At 35.1% G+C, this 19,003-nt stretch carries 19 protein-coding genes; all 19 read left to right on the forward strand.

Going from position 1 to position 19,003, the window contains the following annotated elements:
• The first annotated feature begins 1 nt into the window (after nt 1).
• Genes HYD3684_RS03725 through HYD3684_RS03815 form a run of 19 tightly spaced genes read left to right on the forward strand, consistent with a single transcriptional unit; the run spans nt 2 to nt 19,000 of the window.
• Nucleotides 2–610 carry an NADH-quinone oxidoreductase subunit I gene (locus HYD3684_RS03725; protein WP_015419352.1) on the forward strand — a complete coding sequence of 203 codons (609 nt, stop codon included), beginning with the start codon at nt 2–4 and terminating at the stop codon, nt 608–610.
• Nucleotides 598–1,095, forward strand: coding sequence for an NADH-quinone oxidoreductase subunit J (locus tag HYD3684_RS03730; RefSeq protein WP_015419353.1), 498 nt, complete (start codon nt 598–600; stop codon nt 1,093–1,095). Before HYD3684_RS03725 ends, HYD3684_RS03730 begins: the two co-directional genes overlap by 13 nt.
• Complete coding sequence (nuoK, locus tag HYD3684_RS03735) at nt 1,088–1,384, forward strand: NADH-quinone oxidoreductase subunit NuoK (protein ID WP_015419354.1); 297 nt, start codon at nt 1,088–1,090, stop codon at nt 1,382–1,384. Before HYD3684_RS03730 ends, nuoK (HYD3684_RS03735) begins: the two co-directional genes overlap by 8 nt.
• Nucleotides 1,384–3,285, forward strand: coding sequence for an NADH-quinone oxidoreductase subunit L (nuoL, locus tag HYD3684_RS03740; protein ID WP_015419355.1), 1,902 nt, complete (start codon nt 1,384–1,386; stop codon nt 3,283–3,285). The genes nuoK (HYD3684_RS03735) and nuoL (HYD3684_RS03740) overlap by 1 nt, the downstream gene beginning before the upstream one ends.
• Nucleotides 3,286–4,791, forward strand: coding sequence for an NADH-quinone oxidoreductase subunit M (locus HYD3684_RS03745; protein WP_015419356.1), 1,506 nt, complete (start codon nt 3,286–3,288; stop codon nt 4,789–4,791).
• Nucleotides 4,792–4,794: 3 nt separating this feature from the next.
• Complete coding sequence (locus HYD3684_RS03750; RefSeq protein ID WP_015419357.1) at nt 4,795–6,276, forward strand: NADH-quinone oxidoreductase subunit N; 1,482 nt, start codon at nt 4,795–4,797, stop codon at nt 6,274–6,276.
• Nucleotides 6,277–6,281: 5 nt separating this feature from the next.
• A complete protein-coding gene (locus HYD3684_RS03755; protein WP_015419358.1) occupies nt 6,282–6,653 on the forward strand; it encodes an NADH-quinone oxidoreductase subunit A in 372 nt (123 codons plus the stop codon).
• On the forward strand, nt 6,653–8,368 hold the full coding sequence (locus tag HYD3684_RS03760) for an NADH-quinone oxidoreductase subunit D (protein WP_015419359.1): 1,716 nt from the start codon (nt 6,653–6,655) through the stop codon (nt 8,366–8,368). The genes HYD3684_RS03755 and HYD3684_RS03760 overlap by 1 nt, the downstream gene beginning before the upstream one ends.
• Nucleotides 8,365–9,411: an NADH-quinone oxidoreductase subunit NuoH gene (gene nuoH / locus HYD3684_RS03765; protein ID WP_015419360.1), complete on the forward strand. Its 1,047-nt coding sequence runs from the start codon at nt 8,365–8,367 to the stop codon at nt 9,409–9,411. Before HYD3684_RS03760 ends, nuoH begins: the two co-directional genes overlap by 4 nt.
• A 4-nt stretch (nt 9,412–9,415) precedes the next feature.
• Nucleotides 9,416–10,042 (forward strand): NADH-quinone oxidoreductase subunit I, encoded by a 627-nt coding sequence (locus HYD3684_RS03770; RefSeq protein WP_015419361.1) that lies wholly within the window; start codon nt 9,416–9,418, stop codon nt 10,040–10,042.
• Nucleotides 10,035–10,556 carry an NADH-quinone oxidoreductase subunit J gene (locus tag HYD3684_RS03775; protein WP_015419362.1) on the forward strand — a complete coding sequence of 174 codons (522 nt, stop codon included), beginning with the start codon at nt 10,035–10,037 and terminating at the stop codon, nt 10,554–10,556. The genes HYD3684_RS03770 and HYD3684_RS03775 overlap by 8 nt, the downstream gene beginning before the upstream one ends.
• Nucleotides 10,549–10,869: an NADH-quinone oxidoreductase subunit NuoK gene (gene nuoK / locus HYD3684_RS03780; protein WP_015419363.1), complete on the forward strand. Its 321-nt coding sequence runs from the start codon at nt 10,549–10,551 to the stop codon at nt 10,867–10,869. Before HYD3684_RS03775 ends, nuoK (HYD3684_RS03780) begins: the two co-directional genes overlap by 8 nt.
• A gap of 2 nt (nt 10,870–10,871) precedes the next feature.
• Nucleotides 10,872–12,710 (forward strand): NADH-quinone oxidoreductase subunit L, encoded by a 1,839-nt coding sequence (gene nuoL / locus HYD3684_RS03785; protein WP_015419364.1) that lies wholly within the window; start codon nt 10,872–10,874, stop codon nt 12,708–12,710.
• Complete coding sequence (locus HYD3684_RS03790) at nt 12,703–14,181, forward strand: NuoM family protein (RefSeq protein WP_015419365.1); 1,479 nt, start codon at nt 12,703–12,705, stop codon at nt 14,179–14,181. The genes nuoL (HYD3684_RS03785) and HYD3684_RS03790 overlap by 8 nt, the downstream gene beginning before the upstream one ends.
• The gene (locus tag HYD3684_RS03795; RefSeq protein WP_015419366.1) at nt 14,181–15,575 is read left to right on the forward strand and encodes an NADH-quinone oxidoreductase subunit N; all 1,395 of its coding nucleotides are present in this window, start codon (nt 14,181–14,183) and stop codon (nt 15,573–15,575) included. The genes HYD3684_RS03790 and HYD3684_RS03795 overlap by 1 nt, the downstream gene beginning before the upstream one ends.
• Entirely contained in the window at nt 15,568–16,218 is a 651-nt protein-coding gene (gmk, locus tag HYD3684_RS03800) for a guanylate kinase (RefSeq protein WP_015419367.1), read from the forward strand. Before HYD3684_RS03795 ends, gmk begins: the two co-directional genes overlap by 8 nt.
• Entirely contained in the window at nt 16,193–16,420 is a 228-nt protein-coding gene (rpoZ, locus tag HYD3684_RS03805; protein ID WP_015419368.1) for a DNA-directed RNA polymerase subunit omega, read from the forward strand. Before gmk ends, rpoZ begins: the two co-directional genes overlap by 26 nt.
• The gene (locus HYD3684_RS03810) at nt 16,401–17,648 is read left to right on the forward strand and encodes a pitrilysin family protein (protein WP_015419369.1); all 1,248 of its coding nucleotides are present in this window, start codon (nt 16,401–16,403) and stop codon (nt 17,646–17,648) included. The genes rpoZ and HYD3684_RS03810 overlap by 20 nt, the downstream gene beginning before the upstream one ends.
• Nucleotides 17,645–19,000, forward strand: a complete 1,356-nt coding sequence (locus HYD3684_RS03815; RefSeq protein WP_015419370.1) for an MBL fold metallo-hydrolase — start codon at nt 17,645–17,647, stop codon at nt 18,998–19,000. The genes HYD3684_RS03810 and HYD3684_RS03815 overlap by 4 nt, the downstream gene beginning before the upstream one ends.
• The last annotated feature ends 3 nt before the right edge of the window (nt 19,001–19,003 follow it).

Below are 19,003 nucleotides of genomic sequence, written 5' to 3' on the forward strand. Positions count from 1 at the left end.
TATGATAAAGATTAAGAGACTAAGAAGGGATGACAGTTTAGGACCTTTAGAAAGTGTTTTGTTTTTAGATTTTATAAAAGGTTTAACTATAACTATGAAAAATCTTTTAAGAAAACCTATCACTACCCAATATCCAAAAGAGAAGATAACTCCACCAAAAAGGTTTAGAGGTAAGCATGGGCATTTTGTTTATGATGGACAAGAACCACCTTCTTTAAAAGCTATAGAAGGATTCATGTCTTTTGAAAAGGGCAAATCAAGATGTGTAGCCTGCTACATGTGTCAGACCGCATGTCCTATGCCTACTCTTTTTAGGATAGAGGCAGTGCAAATGCCAGATGGCACAAAGAAAGTGGTAAGATTTGACATGAATCTCTTAAACTGCCTATTTTGCGGATTATGCGTGGATGCTTGCCCGGTGGAATGTCTTACGATGTCGGATATCCATGAAATGGCTGTTTACAGAAGATCCCAAGCTGTCATTCATATAGATGATATGGAAAAAATAGGTGCTACAAATGCAACCGTAGTTAGAAACTTGCCGGATAGAATATGGCGAGACGATAAAGAAAGAGAAACTCTTTGGGGTAAGGTGAAATGGAACTTTTAGTGTTCGTAGTTATTTCCATTATAGCTATTGTGAGTGCCTTGGGGGCTATTCTTGTTAAAAGCCCAATACACGTTATGGTATGGTTTCTTGGATTTATTTTGTCTGTAGCGGCATCTTTTTTTGCCCTCAAAGCAGACTTGCTCGCTGGTTTGCAGCTTGTCATATACGCAGTAGCTATAGTGGTTTTTTACGTATTAGTTATAACTACTATACCTTGGGAAAAGGTTAAAATGTTTGAAGGCTTTTATAAAAAAGAGTTTGTATTTGCATTACCAGCTTTTTTATTTATGATAGGAGCTTCAACTTACCTTGTTATAAGCTCAAGGTTTTCTAATTTAAGACAGCCTTTACCAAAAGACAATGTAAGCGCTCTTGGAACAGTACTTTTCACAAAGTATATAGCGCCTTTTGAATTGGCATCATTTATTTTGTTAATAGCTATGATAGGTGCTATAATATTTGGCAAGGAGAAAGCCAATGGATAAATACTATTTGCTTCTTGGTATAGTGCTTGTATTCATTGGTATTTTTGGTATCATAATAAGGAAAAATCTAATCACTATGCTAGTAGCCACTGAAATTATGCTAAACGGCGTAAACATATCTTTAGTATCGGTGTCTCATTTTTTAGGAAAAGTTGATGCTCAGGTCATGAGTATAATAGTTTTAACTGTAGCAGCCTCAGAGGTGGCTATAGGTCTTGGTTTGATAGTATCTATTTTTAGATTAAAAGGTTATGAAGCTTCTGAAGAAATAACGGAGTTGAGGGATTGATGCAATCTCTAATACTTCTTTTCCCGCTGTTATCTTTTATAACGATAGGACTATTTGGAAGACGCATAGGTGATTTTGCCTCAGGTGTAATAAACGCTGGTGCTGGTATACTGAGCTTTATAGTGGCTCTTATCACCATGCTTTCTATGAAAGGCCCTGAAGATATAGTATTTTACAAATTCTTACCTTTATCAAATACATCTGTAGATATAGGTATATATATAGATAAGCTATCTATTAGCACTACAGTTACGGTTACTTTCGTAGCCAGTGTTATATTTGTATACGCAATAGGCTATATGAGATATCTTTTTGGCAACTGGACGTTTAAATTCTTTGCATACTTTAGCTTGTTCTTGTTCTCCATGCTTCTTATACTTTTAGGAGATTCTCTTATACTTATGTTCTTTGGATGGGAAGGCGTTGGTCTTGCATCTTATCTTTTGATAGGATACTTTCATGAAGAGAAGTTTGCTACAAAGGCAAGCTTAGAAGCCTTTGTGATGAATAGAATAGGAGACTGGTCTTTTATTTTAGGCATCATATATACTTTTTGGTTGTTTGGGACATTATCCTTACCAAAGCTTTTTGAGAATGCCAGTTATGTTCCTGGTATTACATTAGCAACACTTCTTCTTTTTGGTGGTGCTGTGGGTAAATCAGGGCAAATACCTCTTCATACTTGGCTTCCTAATGCAATGGCTGGTCCAACTCCTGTATCAGCTCTTCTACACGCTGCTACAATGGTGGCTGCAGGTGTTTATATGGTGGCAAGACTTTATCCAATATTTTCTTTATCTTCAACAACGCTTAGCTACATAACAATAACAGGTGTTGTTACAATGCTTTTTGCCGCCTTGGTAGCTACAGTACACGATGATATAAAAAAGATAATAGCTTTTTCTACCATGAGCCAGCTGGCAATCATGTTTACAGCCCTTGGTATGGGATTTCCAACAGCAGCTATGTTTCATCTTACAACACACGCTTTCTTTAAAGCTCTTTTATTCTTAGCCGCTGGTGCTGTAATAACAGGGCTTCATCATCACACCCAAAACATATTTGAAATGGGTGGACTCAAGAAATACATGCCTGTTACCTTTGGAGCTTTTATGATAGGTGCATTGGCACTTTCTGGTTTCCCTCCATTTGCCGGTTATTTTTCAAAAGATGCCATAGTATCTTCAATAATGGATAAAAATACACTTGTAGCTACTTTAATACTCATTGCATCCTTGCTTACAGCTTATTACATAACCAGAGAAGCCTTTGTGGTGTTCTTAGGAGAAGGACATTACCATGAAGAACCTCATGAAGTGGAACCCGTAATGAGCTTTCCAATGCTTATACTAAGCTTTTTATCCCTTATGGGTGGATTTTTGCTTTGGAATTATTTCTCCTATATGAATAGTCCTATAGAAGCACCTTCTTCTTTCATAGCACATTCTATTTACGGTATCATAGTGGCCATATTAGGCATATCCCTTTCTTATCTTTTGTATGTCAAAAAGTTTGTGGATCCAAACACCCTTTATGAACTATTTAAACCTATACATACTCTTATGAAGTCCCAGTTTTACACAGAATATATCTATCACAACATAATAGCAAAAGGCTATCTTGTCATATCAAGGCTTGTATATAAAGCAGTAGATCGTATAATAATAGATGGATTTGTGAATGGGGTGGCAAAAGTATTTATGATTTTAGTAAGATTTGTTTGGGAATTTATAGATATAAGGTTTATAGATATCATATTACATAAAATTGTCATATGGACTTTTTCTTTTGGAAGAAAGCTAAAAATTATTCAAAGCGGGTATTTAAATCAATATATATTTGTCATCCTATTAGGAATTGTGATAATATTAGGACTTATCATAAAAGGCATGAGGTTATAGATGGAATATATTACCAATGGCTCTGGGCTTATAAGTATTTCGATGTTGGTACCTATCGCAACTACTATTCTAATAGTGTTTTTACCTGAAAAGTTTACAAAACCAATAGCTTTTATTGGTTCTTTGATCACATTTCTTATTTCTTTGTATACTCTTAAGTTTCTTGATTTCTCTCATTTGTCAAATATATATCTATATGAGAATTATCCTATAATAAAAGAACTTGGTATTTCTTATGCTGTTGGTGTAGATGGACTATCAGAGGTATTTTACATACTCTCTACATTCATATCTTTTTTAGCAATAGCTTGGTCGGTAAAAGATATTCAAATTAAAAACAGATTAAAAGAATACTATTCCATGTTTTTGTTAACTACCACGTTCCTAATAGGGGTTTTTACAGCTTGGGATTTGATATTATTTTATATATTTTATGAGCTTACGCTAGTACCTATGATATTTGTAATAGGAGTTTGGGGATATAAGTTAAGACTTTATTCTGCTTACAAATTTTTCATATACATATTTATTTCTAGTTTGTTTTTGTTGTTTGGTATAATGATTTTATCCGCCGATAGCTTTAAGCAAACTGGTCATTTTGATGCTTTTTATCCACATCTTATACATTTAAATTTACCTCTTAGCCAGCAGATATTTTTGTTTTGGCTGTTTTTCATAGCTTTTGCAGTAAAAACACCTCTGGTACCATTTCACACATGGCTTCCAGATGCACACGGCGAGGCTCCTACAGCTGGGTCTGTGGTGTTGGCGGCTATACTTCTTAAGATGGGTTCTTACGCCTTTTTGAGATTTAATATAGGTCTTTTCCCCGACGCATCAAAAGATCTTTGGCTTGTGATGGTGTTTATAGGTATTCTAACAATAATCTACGCCTCTTGGATGACCATAGCTCAAAACAACATAAAGCGCTTTGTAGCTTATTCCTCCGTTAGTCATATGGGTTTTATAGTGGCAGCTATGTTCATGTTAAACTTCCAAGGTTTTAGGGCATCTGTGTTAGAGATGGTGGCTCATGGATTTTCTAGCGCATCTTTGTTTATGATAGCTGGATTTATATACAATAGACTGCACTCTTTTAATACAAGGACTATAGCTGGTTCTGTTAGATATATGCCTATTTTTTCAATACTTGTAGCCCTTACAGGTTTTTCTGCTATGGGACTACCTGGTGGTTCTTCTTTTTGGGGTAAATTTTTAACCATAGTATCTGCAAAAGAGCATAGTTTAGATTTAGCTTTGATAGTTATAGTTAGCGCATTCTTTAGCGCCATATATATGCTTTATTTTCTTAGAAACTTATTCTTGGAAGGCAAAACCGAAGGTTCTTTTCTCATATTTACAGATATAAGAGGCATAAAACTAACAGTTATACTTAGTCTTGTGGTGCTGATGTTTACAATAGGGCTTTTCCCGTTTTTATTTTTTAACATCTTTGATGCTTCTATATCAAATATACTTCATATTGTTGGAACGGTTAAGAGGTAGTCTATGGATATAAGGCTTCTACTGGGTTCTACAAACTTATACGAGTTTAAATACTTGCTTCCAGAGATAACGGTGTTCATTGGTGCATTTGTCTTGTTTTTATTAGATATTGTTATGAAAAACTCAGAAACAAAGAAGAGGATTTTCTTATGGATATCCATTTTGTTTTTGGCTTTATCGATGCTTAGTTTTTCATTTAAAAATGCATTTTTTAAAGATGTTTTCTCTGGTACTTATACTATAGATGCTCTTGGTATGTTTTCTAAAATTTTTGAGATAGTTCTCACGCTTATGGTATTACCATTTTTACACACTTACATGAACAAAAAAAATACATTTTATTACGAAGTTTATTACATAACTTTTCTTAGTTTGCTAGGTATGATGACACTTTCTTCTTCTTACAATCTTATTGTAATATACGTATCACTTGAGATGGTATCCATCAGTTTTTATATAATGACAGCTCTTTTTAGGGGGTCTTTTATATCAAAAGAAGGTGCTTATAAGTATCTTATAATAGGTGGTATAAGCATAATAATAGCTCTTTATGGTGCAGCCTTCATGTACGGGGCTTCTAAATCCTTGGACATAAGAGCCATCATGTCTTCTTACAACGACACCAATTCAGTTTATCTTATAGTAGGTATGATCTTGTTTTTGTTGGCTTTTGCTATAAAAATCGGCATAATACCCTTTCACTTTTGGCTTCCGGACGCTTACACCGCAGCTCCCACTCCTATAACAGGTTTTATGGCCTCCGCTGGTAAGCTGGCGTTTTTTATACCTTTATTAAGATTAGTGCCTTACGTAAATCAATATTTATATTCTTCTTGGATGATATCTGTAAGTATATTGGCTGCTATAACCATGATAGTTGGTAATGCTTTGGCCTTAGTACAAAGCGATTTAAAAAGACTCCTGGCTTACTCTTCAATAGCCCATAGCGGATACATATTATCTGTACTGTCTTCTAACTCTAGTATGGGTTTAAAAGCGGCGATATATTTTGTATTTGTTTATAGTATAATGGGGCTTGGTGCTTTCTTAGTATTAAGTGTACTAGAACAAACTGAGGAATGGGACAATCAACTTCCTAAAATAGGTGGATTGTATAGAAACACTGGTTTTTTGAGTATAAGTTTTGCAGTATTCATATTTGCATTACTAGGAATTCCACCAACAGTAGGCTTTGTAGGTAAAGCTTTGGTATTTTTGGGGCTTGCTATTAAAAATATATATTGGCTTGGTTTTGTTTTAATATTGGCTACAGCTATATCTACTGGTTATTATGTAAGGATTGTGGTACTTATGTTTATGAAAGATGTAGAGATTCGCTTTAAGCCACATTATGATGTATTAGAAAATGTATCCATAGGTCTTTTGGTTTTTCTTACTTTTATACTTGGAATTTTTCCATTTGTACTATGGAATGGTATTAGCAATATTTCAGAATTTTTATTTAAAATAGCTAACATGAGGTGATTTGTATGGCTTATATAGGTCTTTTATCACTTTTGGCGGTTATGCTTGGATTAAGTGTTGTGCTTATATCGTTGAATTGGCTTTTAGGGCCTAAGAAAAAAGAGCCTTACAAAACCTATCCGTACGAATGCGGTGTTCCTCTTTACGACGATACTGCTCAGACTACGTTCCATCAAGGGTATTATATATTAGGACTTCTTCTGTTGTTATTTGATATAGAAGTGGCTTATTTATTTCCTTGGGCTGTTGTTTATAATTACCTTGGTATATTTGGATTTATAGAAGTGTTTTTGTTCCTTTTGATTTTAACCTTTGGTTTGGTGTACGCTTGGAAAAAAGAGGCTCTTGATTGGCAGTTTGATTTGGAGAGTTTGTGATGCAAGCAAGTGAAAGGACTTTAAACGAAATAAAAGCTAAGCTTCCTTATGTAGAAGTTAAAAAAGATAAATTATTATCTGTAGTTTATGTACAAAAAGAATTGCTTATCAATACTTTAAAAGCTATAAAAGAAGACTTTGGCTTTAAGCTTTTCATAGACCATTCTGTAGTAGACACATTAGAAGCTCAAAACCGTTTTGAGGCTTTTTATATACTATACAACGTCGATACAAAAGAACGTATAGTAGTAAAGACTAGAACTGAACACTCGTTGCCAAGCGCAGAAAAGCTATGGTTTGCAGCCAAATGGGCCGAAAGAGAATGCTACGACATGTTTGGTATAAACTATGAGGGTCACGAACATCTAGTTAGGGCTTTCATGTGGGATACTTATAGCTATCATCCATTAAGAAAAGATTTTCCATTGCAAGGCTATGAAACAGTAGAGCTACCATCTTTGAATGAAACCGTTTTCGGAGACACTCTTTCTGGTACTATGAACTATAGACGCACGCACACATATGTGCCTACCCTTAAAGATTTGGAGTATACAGAAAAAAATAGGATAAAAAAGAAAGCTCAGGTGGTGCTAAACTGGGGCCCTCTTCATCCGGGTACTCATGGTACTATGTGGTTCTTGTTTGACCTTGAAGGAGAGCGTATAGTACAAACAGATGTTATACTAGGCCAGCTTCACAGAGGCGTAGAGAAGTTGGCAGAACACGAACCTTATCAACAATTTTTGGTATATACAGATAGAATGGACTATATATCTGCTCTTTGTAGCAATCAAGCTTGGACAGTGGCAGTAGAAAGGCTTCTTGGTATAGAAGACATTGTCCCGCTAAAAGCTAAATACATAAGAACTATGATGTCCGAGCTTCAGCGTATAAACTCACATCTTTTGTGGCTTGGAACCTACGCTCTTGATTTGGGTGCTTTAACTATATTTTTATACGCCTTTAAAGAAAGAGAAAAAATAATGGATATAATAGAAGGTATAACAGGGGCAAGGCTTACCATATCTTATACAAGAATAGGTGGCGTGAGAATGGACTTACCAGAAGGAGCCTTGGAGGTCATTGAATCTTTTATTAAATTTTTCCCTAAAGAACTAAAAGACTGGGAGAAAATACTTAGTAGAAACAGAATATGGGTTAAAAGAAACAAAGATGTAGGCGTTTTGTCTAAAGAAGATATATATTTTTATGGGCTTACAGGTGCTGTTGCAAGAGGTTCTGGTGTATTTTACGATATAAGAAAGTTAGAACCCTACGATGCTTATAGTATGGTAGAATTTGATGTACCTTTGGGAGAAAACGGCGATTGTTACGATAGATACCTTGTCCGTATAGAAGAAATGAAACAAAGCATAAGAATAATAGAACAATGTGTGCAAAAGCTAAAAACCATGTCACCAAACGAGCCTTTTATGGCAGAATCTCAAGATCCTAAAAAACTAAAACTTACTTTGGATGGCATAGGCTTGAAAGTGCCAGCTGGCGAGGTTTATTCCTCAGGAGAAAATCCAAGAGGTGAGCTTGGGTTTTATATAAACTCAAAAGGCGGTTTAAAACCTTACCGAGTAAAAATAAGACCTGGCTCCTTTTATAATCTTTGCGTATATCCTCATCTTATGGAAAATAGGTATGTGGCTGATGCCGTTACTATATTGGCAAGTCTTGATCCTGTAGTTGGAGAGGTAGACAGATGAGCATAGTAGCTTTAGCTATCATAATAGCTATAAAAGTAGTGGTTATACTTGCCATCATCCTTGGCATAGGTGCTTATCTTACGCTAGTGGAAAGAAAGGTTGCAGCTCATATTCAAAGACGCCCAGGCCCAATGGTGGTAGGTTGGCATGGACTTTTACAGCCTCTGGCAGACGGTATTAAGCTTTTAACCAAAGAAGATATATTGCCCTCTTCTGCAAACCAAGTGCTTTATAACCTTGCTATCATTATGGCTTTGGTACCAGCCTCTTTAGTGTTTGCGGTGGTGCCTTTTGGACCAGAAATACATATCTTTGGTTACGATATAAAACCTATACTTACAGATGTAAATATAGGCATAATAATGGCGTTTGCTTTTGGGTCTTTGGCGGTTTACGGGGTAGCCCTCTCTGGATGGGCTTCAAATAGTAAATACGCTTTAATAGGTGCCCTTAGGAAAGCTGGCATTATCATATCCTATGAAGTAGTAATCACATTTGCAGCGTTAGGACCTATTATGCTTGCAAAGTCTCTTTCTACCTACGATATAGTAATGGCTCAAATCCATCAGAAAGTTTGGTACATTTTCTTACAACCTATATCTTTTGTAGTATTTGTTTTTGCGCTTTTAGCAGAAACCGGAAGAGTACCTTTTGATATCCAAGAAGCAGAGGCTGAGCTTGTAACTGGCTTTACCGTAGAGTACGGTGGTATGAAATTTGGACTATTTCCTCTGGTGGAATGGTATGTAGAAGTGCTTTCTTTATCTTCTATACTAACAGTGCTTTACCTTGGTGGTTGGAGCCCTATAAATATACCTTTTATAGGGTTTATAGATCCTCTTTTCTTTTTGGGACCATGGTCTGGTTTTATTTGGTTTATAATAAAAGTTACAATTTTGTTTTTACTTGTACTTTGGCTTCATTGGACGTTGCCAAGGTATAGGATAGACCAGATTACTACGATAGCGTGGAAAGTAATGTTGCCTTTGGCACTTTTTAATATACTTATAACTGCTTTTATAGCACCTTTGTTGAGAGGTTAGGATTATGATTAAAAAGGTATTTGAGAAGCCTTTGAACCTTTTAGAAACAATATTTTTCTTAGATTTTATAAAGGGTATGTCTATCACCATCAAGCAAGCTTTTACAAAGACTATAACTACACATTATCCTTACGAAAAATTGACGCCTCCTAAAAGATTTAGGGGATTTTTTGGCCACAAGACGGTAAACGGTTTAGAACCGCAACCTGCTTTTGACGAGTGGGTAGAGAGAATGAAGATAGAGCCTCGTCCAGGCCAATCACGTTGTGTTGTATGCTATTTATGTAAAAAAGCTTGTCCGGTACCAGATTTATTTGAGATAGATGGTCAAAAACTTGAAAATGGTAAAAAGGTTGTATCTGTATTCAATATGAACCTTATGCTTTGCACATTTTGTGGTTTGTGTGTGGATGCTTGTCCAGTAGATTGTTTATTCCAAAGCGATATACATGAAACAGCTTCTTTTTCAAGAAAAGATTCTATTTTAAACTTAGAAAAACTTGAAGCTATAGGTAAATCTTGGCAAGACAGAAGAGAGCATGAACCAGACCGTATATGGATAGACGACGAGGCAAGAGAAAAACTCTGGAGAGAAAACAAATTAAATCTTAAAAAGGTGGACAATGCTTAACCAAATTGCTTTTTATATATTTGGTGGTATAAGCATAATATGCGGTTTAGGCGTCGTTAGTGCCTCAAATCCAATATACGTAGTTTTATGGCTTTTAGGAGCTTTAATAGCAATAAGCGGAATATTTTTTAGCGCTGGTGCTGAGCTTTTGGGAGCTCTTCAGCTAATGGTTTACGTTGTGGCTATAGCGGTTTTTTACATACTAATAATAACAGCAGTTCCCTGGAGAAAACTACATAAAAACGAACAGCACAATAGACTAATAGGCGTTACAGTGCTTCCTTTTATAGCCTTACTCTATGTAGAAGCTTTTATAGTAGGAATATCTGGTGTTTCTATAACTAAAAATAAAATTATAGAAACTATAACAAAAAACTATGGAAATGCAGAGGTGATTGGTATTAAACTATTTAGCACATATTTTTGGGCTTTTGAGCTCATGTCTGTGCTTTTACTTATTAGTATGATAGGGGCTATTTTACTTGGTAGAAAAGAGGAGAAAACGTATGATTGAGATACTTTTGACCCCACATGTAGAGCAGTATTTTATCCTTGCTTTTATTTTGCTTGGTATCGGACTTTTTGGCATGATGGTTAGAAAAAACCTTATTACCATTCTAATGTCTTTGGAGTTAGCGTTAAACTCTGTAAATATAGCCTTTGTTGGCATAGATAGGCTAAATCATCTTATAGACGGAGAGATTTTTGCCCTTTTTACAATAGCTTTAGCAGCTGCTGAAGCAGCGGTTGGTCTTGGCATTATACTTTCTTTATTTAGATTAAGAAAAGCAGAAAACGTAAACGAAATTATAGATTTGAAGGGGTAAAGATGCAATCTCTAATACTTCTTTTCCCGCTGTTATCTTTTATAACGATAGGACTATTTGGAAGACGCATAGGTGATTTTGCCTCAGGTGTAATAAACGCTGGTGCTGGTATACTGAGCTTTATAGTGGCTCTTATCACCATGCTTTCTATGAAAGGCCCTGAAGATATAGTATTTTACAAATTCTTACCTTTATCAAATACATCTGTAGATATAGGTATATATATAGATAAGCTATCTATTAGCACTACAGTTACGGTTACTTTCGTAGCCAGTGTTATATTTGTATACGCAATAGGCTATATGAGATATCTTTTTGGCAACTGGACGTTTAAATTCTTTGCATACTTTAGCTTGTTCTTGTTCTCCATGCTTCTTATACTTTTAGGAGATTCTCTTATACTTATGTTCTTTGGATGGGAAGGCGTTGGTCTTGCATCTTATCTTTTGATAGGATACTTTCATGAAGAGAAGTTTGCTACAAAGGCAAGCTTAGAAGCCTTTGTGATGAATAGAATAGGAGACTGGTCTTTTATTTTAGGCATCATATATACTTTTTGGTTGTTTGGGACATTATCCTTACCAAAGCTTTTTGAGAATGCCAGTTATGTTCCTGGTATTACATTAGCAACACTTCTTCTTTTTGGTGGTGCTGTGGGTAAATCAGGGCAAATACCTCTTCATACTTGGCTTCCTAATGCAATGGCTGGTCCAACTCCTGTATCAGCTCTTCTACACGCTGCTACAATGGTGGCTGCAGGTGTTTATATGGTGGCAAGACTTTATCCAATATTTTCTTTATCTTCAACAACGCTTAGCTACATAACAATAACAGGTGTTGTTACAATGCTTTTTGCCGCCTTGGTAGCTACAGTACACGATGATATAAAAAAGATAATAGCTTTTTCTACCATGAGCCAGCTGGCAATCATGTTTACAGCCCTTGGTATGGGATTTCCAACAGCAGCTATGTTTCATCTTACAACACACGCTTTCTTTAAAGCTCTTTTATTCTTAGCCGCTGGTGCTGTAATAACAGGGCTTCATCATCACACCCAAAACATATTTGAAATGGGTGGACTCAAGAAATACATGCCTGTTACCTTTGGAGCTTTTATGATAGGTGCATTGGCACTTTCTGGTTTCCCTCCATTTGCCGGTTATTTTTCAAAAGATGCCATAGTATCTTCAATAATGGATAAAAATACACTTGTAGCTACTTTAATACTCATTGCATCCTTGCTTACAGCTTATTACATAACCAGAGAAGCCTTTGTGGTGTTCTTAGGAGAAGGACATTACCATGAAGAACCTCATGAAGTGGAACCCGTAATGAGCTTTCCAATGCTTATACTAAGCTTTTTATCCCTTATGGGTGGATTTTTGCTTTGGAATTATTTCTCCTATATGAATAGTCCTATAGAAGCACCTTCTTCTTTCATAGCACATTCTATTTACGGTATCATAGTGGCCATATTAGGCATATCCCTTTCTTATCTTTTGTATGTCAAAAAGTTTGTGGATCCAAACACCCTTTATGAACTATTTAAACCTATACATACTCTTATGAAGTCCCAGTTTTACACAGAATATATCTATCACAACATAATAGCAAAAGGCTATCTTGTCATATCAAGGCTTGTATATAAAGCAGTAGATCGTATAATAATAGATGGATTTGTGAATGGGGTGGCAAGTGCTACGTCAAATTACGGTAAACCTATTAGTAGGCTTCAGAATGGTAAGTTAAATTACTACGCTTTGTATATGCTTTACGGTGTTGTTTTTGTATTTTTGCTTTTAATCTTAGTAATCTTTAAAGGGGGTATCCTAAATGGCTAGTATTCTCAATATAGCTATATTTTTACCTTTGGTGGGCGCTTTTATAGTGTCTCTTTTCAGAAATGAGTGGCTTACTAAGGTAGTATCTATAGCAATATCAGGGGTCGTTTTTGCCTTAAGCGTTATACTACTTGTTAACTTTAATCCAAATACTCACCATTTTCTTTATAGGACCACTGTACCATGGATATCATCCCTTGGCATAAATTACGATGTTGGCTTAGATGGGCTTGGCGTATCTTTGTTTACTCTCACCGCTCTTATATTTTTTACAGTTTTTATATGGGCTATAAAAGTAAAGGAAAAGCCTACGCTTTTTTACGCTCTTTTTCTTATACTAGAAACCACTTGTCTTGGTACGTTCTCTGCCCTTGATCTATTCTTGTTTTACCTTTTCTGGGAAGGAATGCTAGTCCCTATGTACTTCATAATAGGTTTTTGGGGACATGATAGAAAAATCTACGCTGCTAACAAATTCTTTATATATACATTTTTCGGTAGCTTATTTTTATTGCTTGGTTTAGCTACAATGATAGTTTATGGTTATTTCATAAGCGGTCATATATCTTTTGAATATGATTTTCACAGACACATAGCTTATCCTATCTGGCTTCAAATAATACTTTTTGTGCTTTTTGGTATAGGTTTTGCAGTGAAAGTACCTATGTGGCCTGTCCACACATGGCTTCCAGATGCTCACGTAGAAGCTCCTACGGCTGGTTCAGTAGTTTTAGCGGGTGTTTTGCTAAAAATGGGTACTTTTGGCTTTGTAAGATACTCTCTTCCACTTTTCCCACAAGCTTCCAAAATATTTATTCCTGTAATGTTTGTGCTTAGTATCATAGCCATTATTTACGCTGCTATGATGGCTATATCTCAAACAAACATAAAGAAGTTAATAGCCTATTCTTCAATAAGCCACATGGGAATGGTGACCCTTGGAACATTTGCCCTTTCTGTGAGTGCTATAAATGGGGCTTCTTATATGATGATAGCTCATGGACTTAGCTCCGCAGCCCTATTTTATGCAGCCGGTTTTATATACGATAGATTTCACTCTTACGAGATGTCGGATTTAGGCGGTATAGCCAAATACCTTCCAAACTTTGCCATTTTATTTATGATAAGCGGTTTGGCATCTATAGGGCTTCCTGGTTTCTCTGGCTTCGTCTCTGAGTTTTTAATACTACTTGGCACCTTCAAATATTTCCCAATGTGGGCTATTGTTGCTGGTGTAGGAATGGTGCTTGGCGCAGCATATTTCTTGTATATGTATAAGAATGTAATGCTTGAATCTGCCTCTTTACCAGAATCTAAAATCCAAAAACTTCAACATACCATGGACTTGGAGCTTCACCACATAATATCTTTTGTTCTAATACTTTTTGGGGCTTTTATTATGGGAATTATGCCATATAACTTTGTTAACATAGTCTCTCAAACATCAAAGCTTATTTTGGGGAGATTTTGATGAAGGCATTGTATCCTGATATTATCACAACCGTAGGTATAATATTTCTGATAATTTTAGAACTATTTTTACCAAGCTTTGACCTTATAGGTTTTCTCGGGTTTTCAATAAGTTTTGTAAGCGGCGTGCTAGCTATTAAATACTCATTGGCAGGATATCGCTTCAACGAATGGCTACTTGATATAAATGTTTTTTCTTTGCTTTTAAAAGGTGTAATATACATACTTACATCTTTTGTGATATTTAGCTCTGTAAGTTTTTTCAAAAGCAAAAAAACTTTCGTAGAAAATGTATATACGTTTCTTCTTATTTCTTTAGGTCTTTCGATAATGGTATCTTCTAAAAATCTGGCAGTAATATTGGCTGGGCTAGAACTTGCATCTATATCCATGTATATATCTGTTGGTATGTTAAGGGATGATTACATATCCAAAGAAGCATCTTTTAAATATCTTGTGCTTGGGAGCATGGCTACTGCATTCTTTGGTATTGGAAGTGCCTTTTATATAGGAGCTACTTCTCATCTTGATATTATAAGTGTATCTGTTAACCATAACAGTGCTTTTGCTTTGGCATCTTTGTTTTTGTTTGTAGCTTTTGCTTTAAAAGTATCGGCTGCTCCTTTTCATTTTTGGACACCAGACGCTTACGAAGGGGCTCCTACTTCTACCACAGCCTTTATATCTACAGTTCCAAAAATAGGATTTTACGCAGTTATATTTTTGTTGGCAAGTTATATATTCCCCGTAACCAACAATTTTAGCTATATAGTAGGTATTGTAGGTGTTATATCAATGTTTTGGGGAAACTTAGTAGCTTACGCTCAAAATTCTGCCAAAAGAATGTTGGCTTATTCTTCAATAGGTCATGCTGGTTATTTCCTTATAGGTTTTTCAAGATATAATCCTCTGTCGGTAAGCTCCACAATATTTTATGTGATAGTTTACGCTTTTGCTACAGCAGGTGCTTTTTTGGTGCTTTCAATATTAGAAAAAAACCAATCGTGGAATCACGATATGAACAACTACAGGGCCCTTTATAGAAAAAGTCCATTTCTAGCGACCGCTTTAGCTTTGTTTTTGTTTGCATTAATAGGTATACCGCCTTTTGCTACTTTTATAGGTAAGTTAGGGATCTTTTTAGGTCTTGTAAATTCCAACGCTTGGTTTTTCGCTATTTTGTTTGTTATAGGTAGTATTATAGCTGCTGGTTATTATTTAAAATTAATCGTTTATATGTTTTTTAAAGAACCTATTACGAATGACAACGTTTCGTTGTCGCTTAATTTATTTGATACAATAGGTATTAGCGCTTTTCTTATAATTGTTTTTTTCTTTGGAATTTTCCCAAACGTATTGTTTGATATAATATTAAGAGATATGTTTCATGGGTAACATTGTAGTATTGTCTGCACCATCTGGAGCTGGTAAAACCACCATAGCCTATAAACTTTTAGAAGAACTTAAAACGCTCAAAAGGGTAATTACTGCAACCACAAGACCAAAAAGGGCCAACGAACAAGACGGTATAGATTATATCTTTTTATCTGAGCAAGAGTTTAAAAGCATGATAGAAAACAACGAATTTATTGAATATGCAAACGTTTACGGCTATTACTATGGAACTCCTATAAAAAGCGTTAAAAATCTTATAGAAAAAGGATACGATGCTTTACTCATAATAGATGTACAAGGCGCTAAAAATATAAAAAAACTTTTCCCTTCCTCTCTTTTGATATTTTTAATGCCTCCTTCTTTGGAAGAGCTTTATGCAAGATTTAAAAATAGGGGCTTTGAAGACCAAAACGCTTTAAATAGAATTGAAGCTGCAAAAAGCGAGATATCTTGTGCCAAGTATTTTGATTTTATTGTAGTAAATAGATATGTGGACGAAACTGTAAACATGATTAAATCTATTATTTATTGCAACAAATCAAGAAGAGAATACTTTTTAGAGCACAAAGAGCATGTAGGAAATGATATAATAGATATTTTAGAAGGAGGTAAGTGTGATGTCTTCGAGACCAAAGATTTATGAAGCCCTTAAAAAAGTTAACAACAAATACGAACTTGTACATGCAGCTGTTAAATATACAGAAAAACTAATGCAAGAAGACGACAGCTCTTTTATAAGAGGAAAAAGAGAGCTTATCAAAAAAACGTTCTTTGCTATAAATAGGCTTGCAGACAGTGATATAGAAATAAAAATAACAGAAGAAAATGAAGAAATACATAGCTGATATAATCTATGAACAGTTAAAAAATGGCGCAAAAGTATATATAAGAAAAAGACCAGACGTAGAATCTGTATCCATCCAAGTTTGGTTTAGCGTAGGTTCTAGCTATGAAGATTATAAGGAAAAGGGAATGGCTCATTTCCTTGAACACATGCTTTTCAATGGCTCTGAAAGGTATGATTACGGTGAATTGGACGTTTTGGTAGAAGGGTTGGGAGGTCAAATAAACGCTGCCACTTCAAAAGATTTTACATATTACTATATAAATATATCCTCTAACTACCTTAGACAGGCTGTAGATATATTAGAAAGTCTCACTTTAAGGGCTAAGTTAGAAGAAGATATGATCCAAAAGGAAAAACCCATAGTAATAGAAGAGCTAAAAAGAGGAATGGATAGCCCAATAAATAGATTTTTTGAACGTTTTGATAGGCTTTTTTACAAAGTTTCAAACTATATGTATCCAATAATCGGCTACGAAGAAACCATATCAAACTTTAACAAAGAAATGCTTCTTGATTTTTACAACTCTTACTATCAACCACTAAACATGACAGTTAGCATCTCTGGAAACGTTTCTGAGGAGGATATAAAGTTTATATATGATATGTTTTCTCAAAAGCCCAAAAACAACATTAGACCTTCTATATATGTACCAGAACCACCAAAGAAGTTTCCACGAAAAGAAGTTTTGGAAGATCCAATGATAGATAGAACATACTATGCAATAGGTTGGGATGCTCCTAACATAGGTGAAAAAATGTATTATCCATTTGTAGTATTTGACCAGATACTATCTGGTGGCAAGACCTCTCTTATCCACAACGAGATAAAAGAAAAGGGTATAGTTTATTCTTTTTCCTGTCAGGACGGAGCTCACAAGCAAGACAACAACTACACAATTTTTGCAATAACTGACTACGACAAAGTAGATACTTTTAAAAATAAGGTGTTTGAGCTTTTAGAAAAAATATCTCATTTAAAAGATGAGGACATACAAAAAGCTAAAAATAAAATATTAAACCAAGAGGATTTTGTATTGGAAAACCCAGAATCTGAAGCTGATTTAATGGGGTTTTCTTCTGCGGTGGTAAAGGATATAAGCTATTTTAAATATTTTAAAAGCAACATAGACAACGTAGACAAGAACGATATATTAAGACTTTTAGATAAGTATTTCAAAGATGATATTTACGTTGAACTTATTATGCATCCTAAGGAGAGTTTATGAAAGTCATATCTTACGGTGCCGCTAAAACGGTAACTGGTAGTGCTCATATGCTTATATTGGATGATAAGAAGATACTTATAGACTGTGGGCTTTTTCAAGGGGTGGATGAAGAAAAATCAGAAGAACTTGGTTTTGACCCAAAAGAAGTAGATGCGGTGCTCTTAACACACGCTCATATAGATCACTGCGGTCGTCTTCCCATGCTAGTAAAAAACGGCTTTAAAGGTAAAATTTACTGTACAAATCCTACTTATGAACTTTCAAGGCTTATGCTTTTAGATACTGCTAAAGTAATGCTTGAAAATTATAAATCTCATATGAGAAAGTTTCAAAGGGGCAGTATAAAAGAAATGCCATTAGAACCTCTTTACGATGAGGATGATGTCTTTGAGGCTTTAGAGCATTTTGAACCTATATTTTCTTACAATAAAACCTATGATGTACTTGGGGCAAAAGTAACGCCTAAAGATGCTGGACATATCCTTGGTTCTTGTTTTTACGAGATAGAGTATAAAGATAAACGAATCGTTTTTTCTGGAGATTTAGGCAACAAAGGAAAACCCATAGTAAGAGATTTTAGCCTACCTTCAAAAGCAAATGTTGTCTATGTGGAAAGCACCTACGGTGATAGGCTTCATAAAAGCTTTGACCAGTCAAAAGAAGAACTTAAAGAGATTATAAAAAATACCATAAAACATGGTAACGTTTTAATACCAAGCTACGCCTTAGAAAGAACCCAAGATATACTATATGTATTAAGAGAATTTTACGAAGAAGGTTCTTTGCCAAAATGTAAAATATTTTTAGATTCACCTTTAGCTACAGGTGTAACAAAGGTATTTTTAAGAAATCCAGAGTATTTTAGAAAAGAAACTTACGATATCATGCAAAAAGAAGACCCCTTTAGCCTTCCTTATCTTACAATGGTAAGAGATGTAGAAGAATCAAAGCAAATAAACGATATTCAAGAAGGAGCTATCATAATAGCGGGTAGTGGTATGCTAAGCGGTGGTAGGATACTTCATCACATAAGACACCACGCTTACAAAGAACAAAACGCTATAGTTTTTGTAGGTTATCAACCGCATGGTACACTGGGAAGAAGGATTTTAGAAAAACAAAACCCAGTTTTTGTGATGGGAGAACCTATCAATATTAGAGCTAAAATATACACAGTAAACGGCTTTTCTTCTCATGCAGATCAATCTGAGCTTATAGAATGGGTAAATGCCGCAAACCCCGAAAAAATATGCCTAATACATGGCGAAGAGGATAAAATGCTTGTATTAAAAGATAAATTAGGCAATAAAAACGTTTATATTCCTTCTAGAAAGGAGGTCATAGATGTTTGAAGA

This window comes from Hydrogenobaculum sp. 3684, from assembly GCF_000213785.1.
Taxonomy (GTDB): domain Bacteria; phylum Aquificota; class Aquificia; order Aquificales; family Aquificaceae; genus Hydrogenobaculum.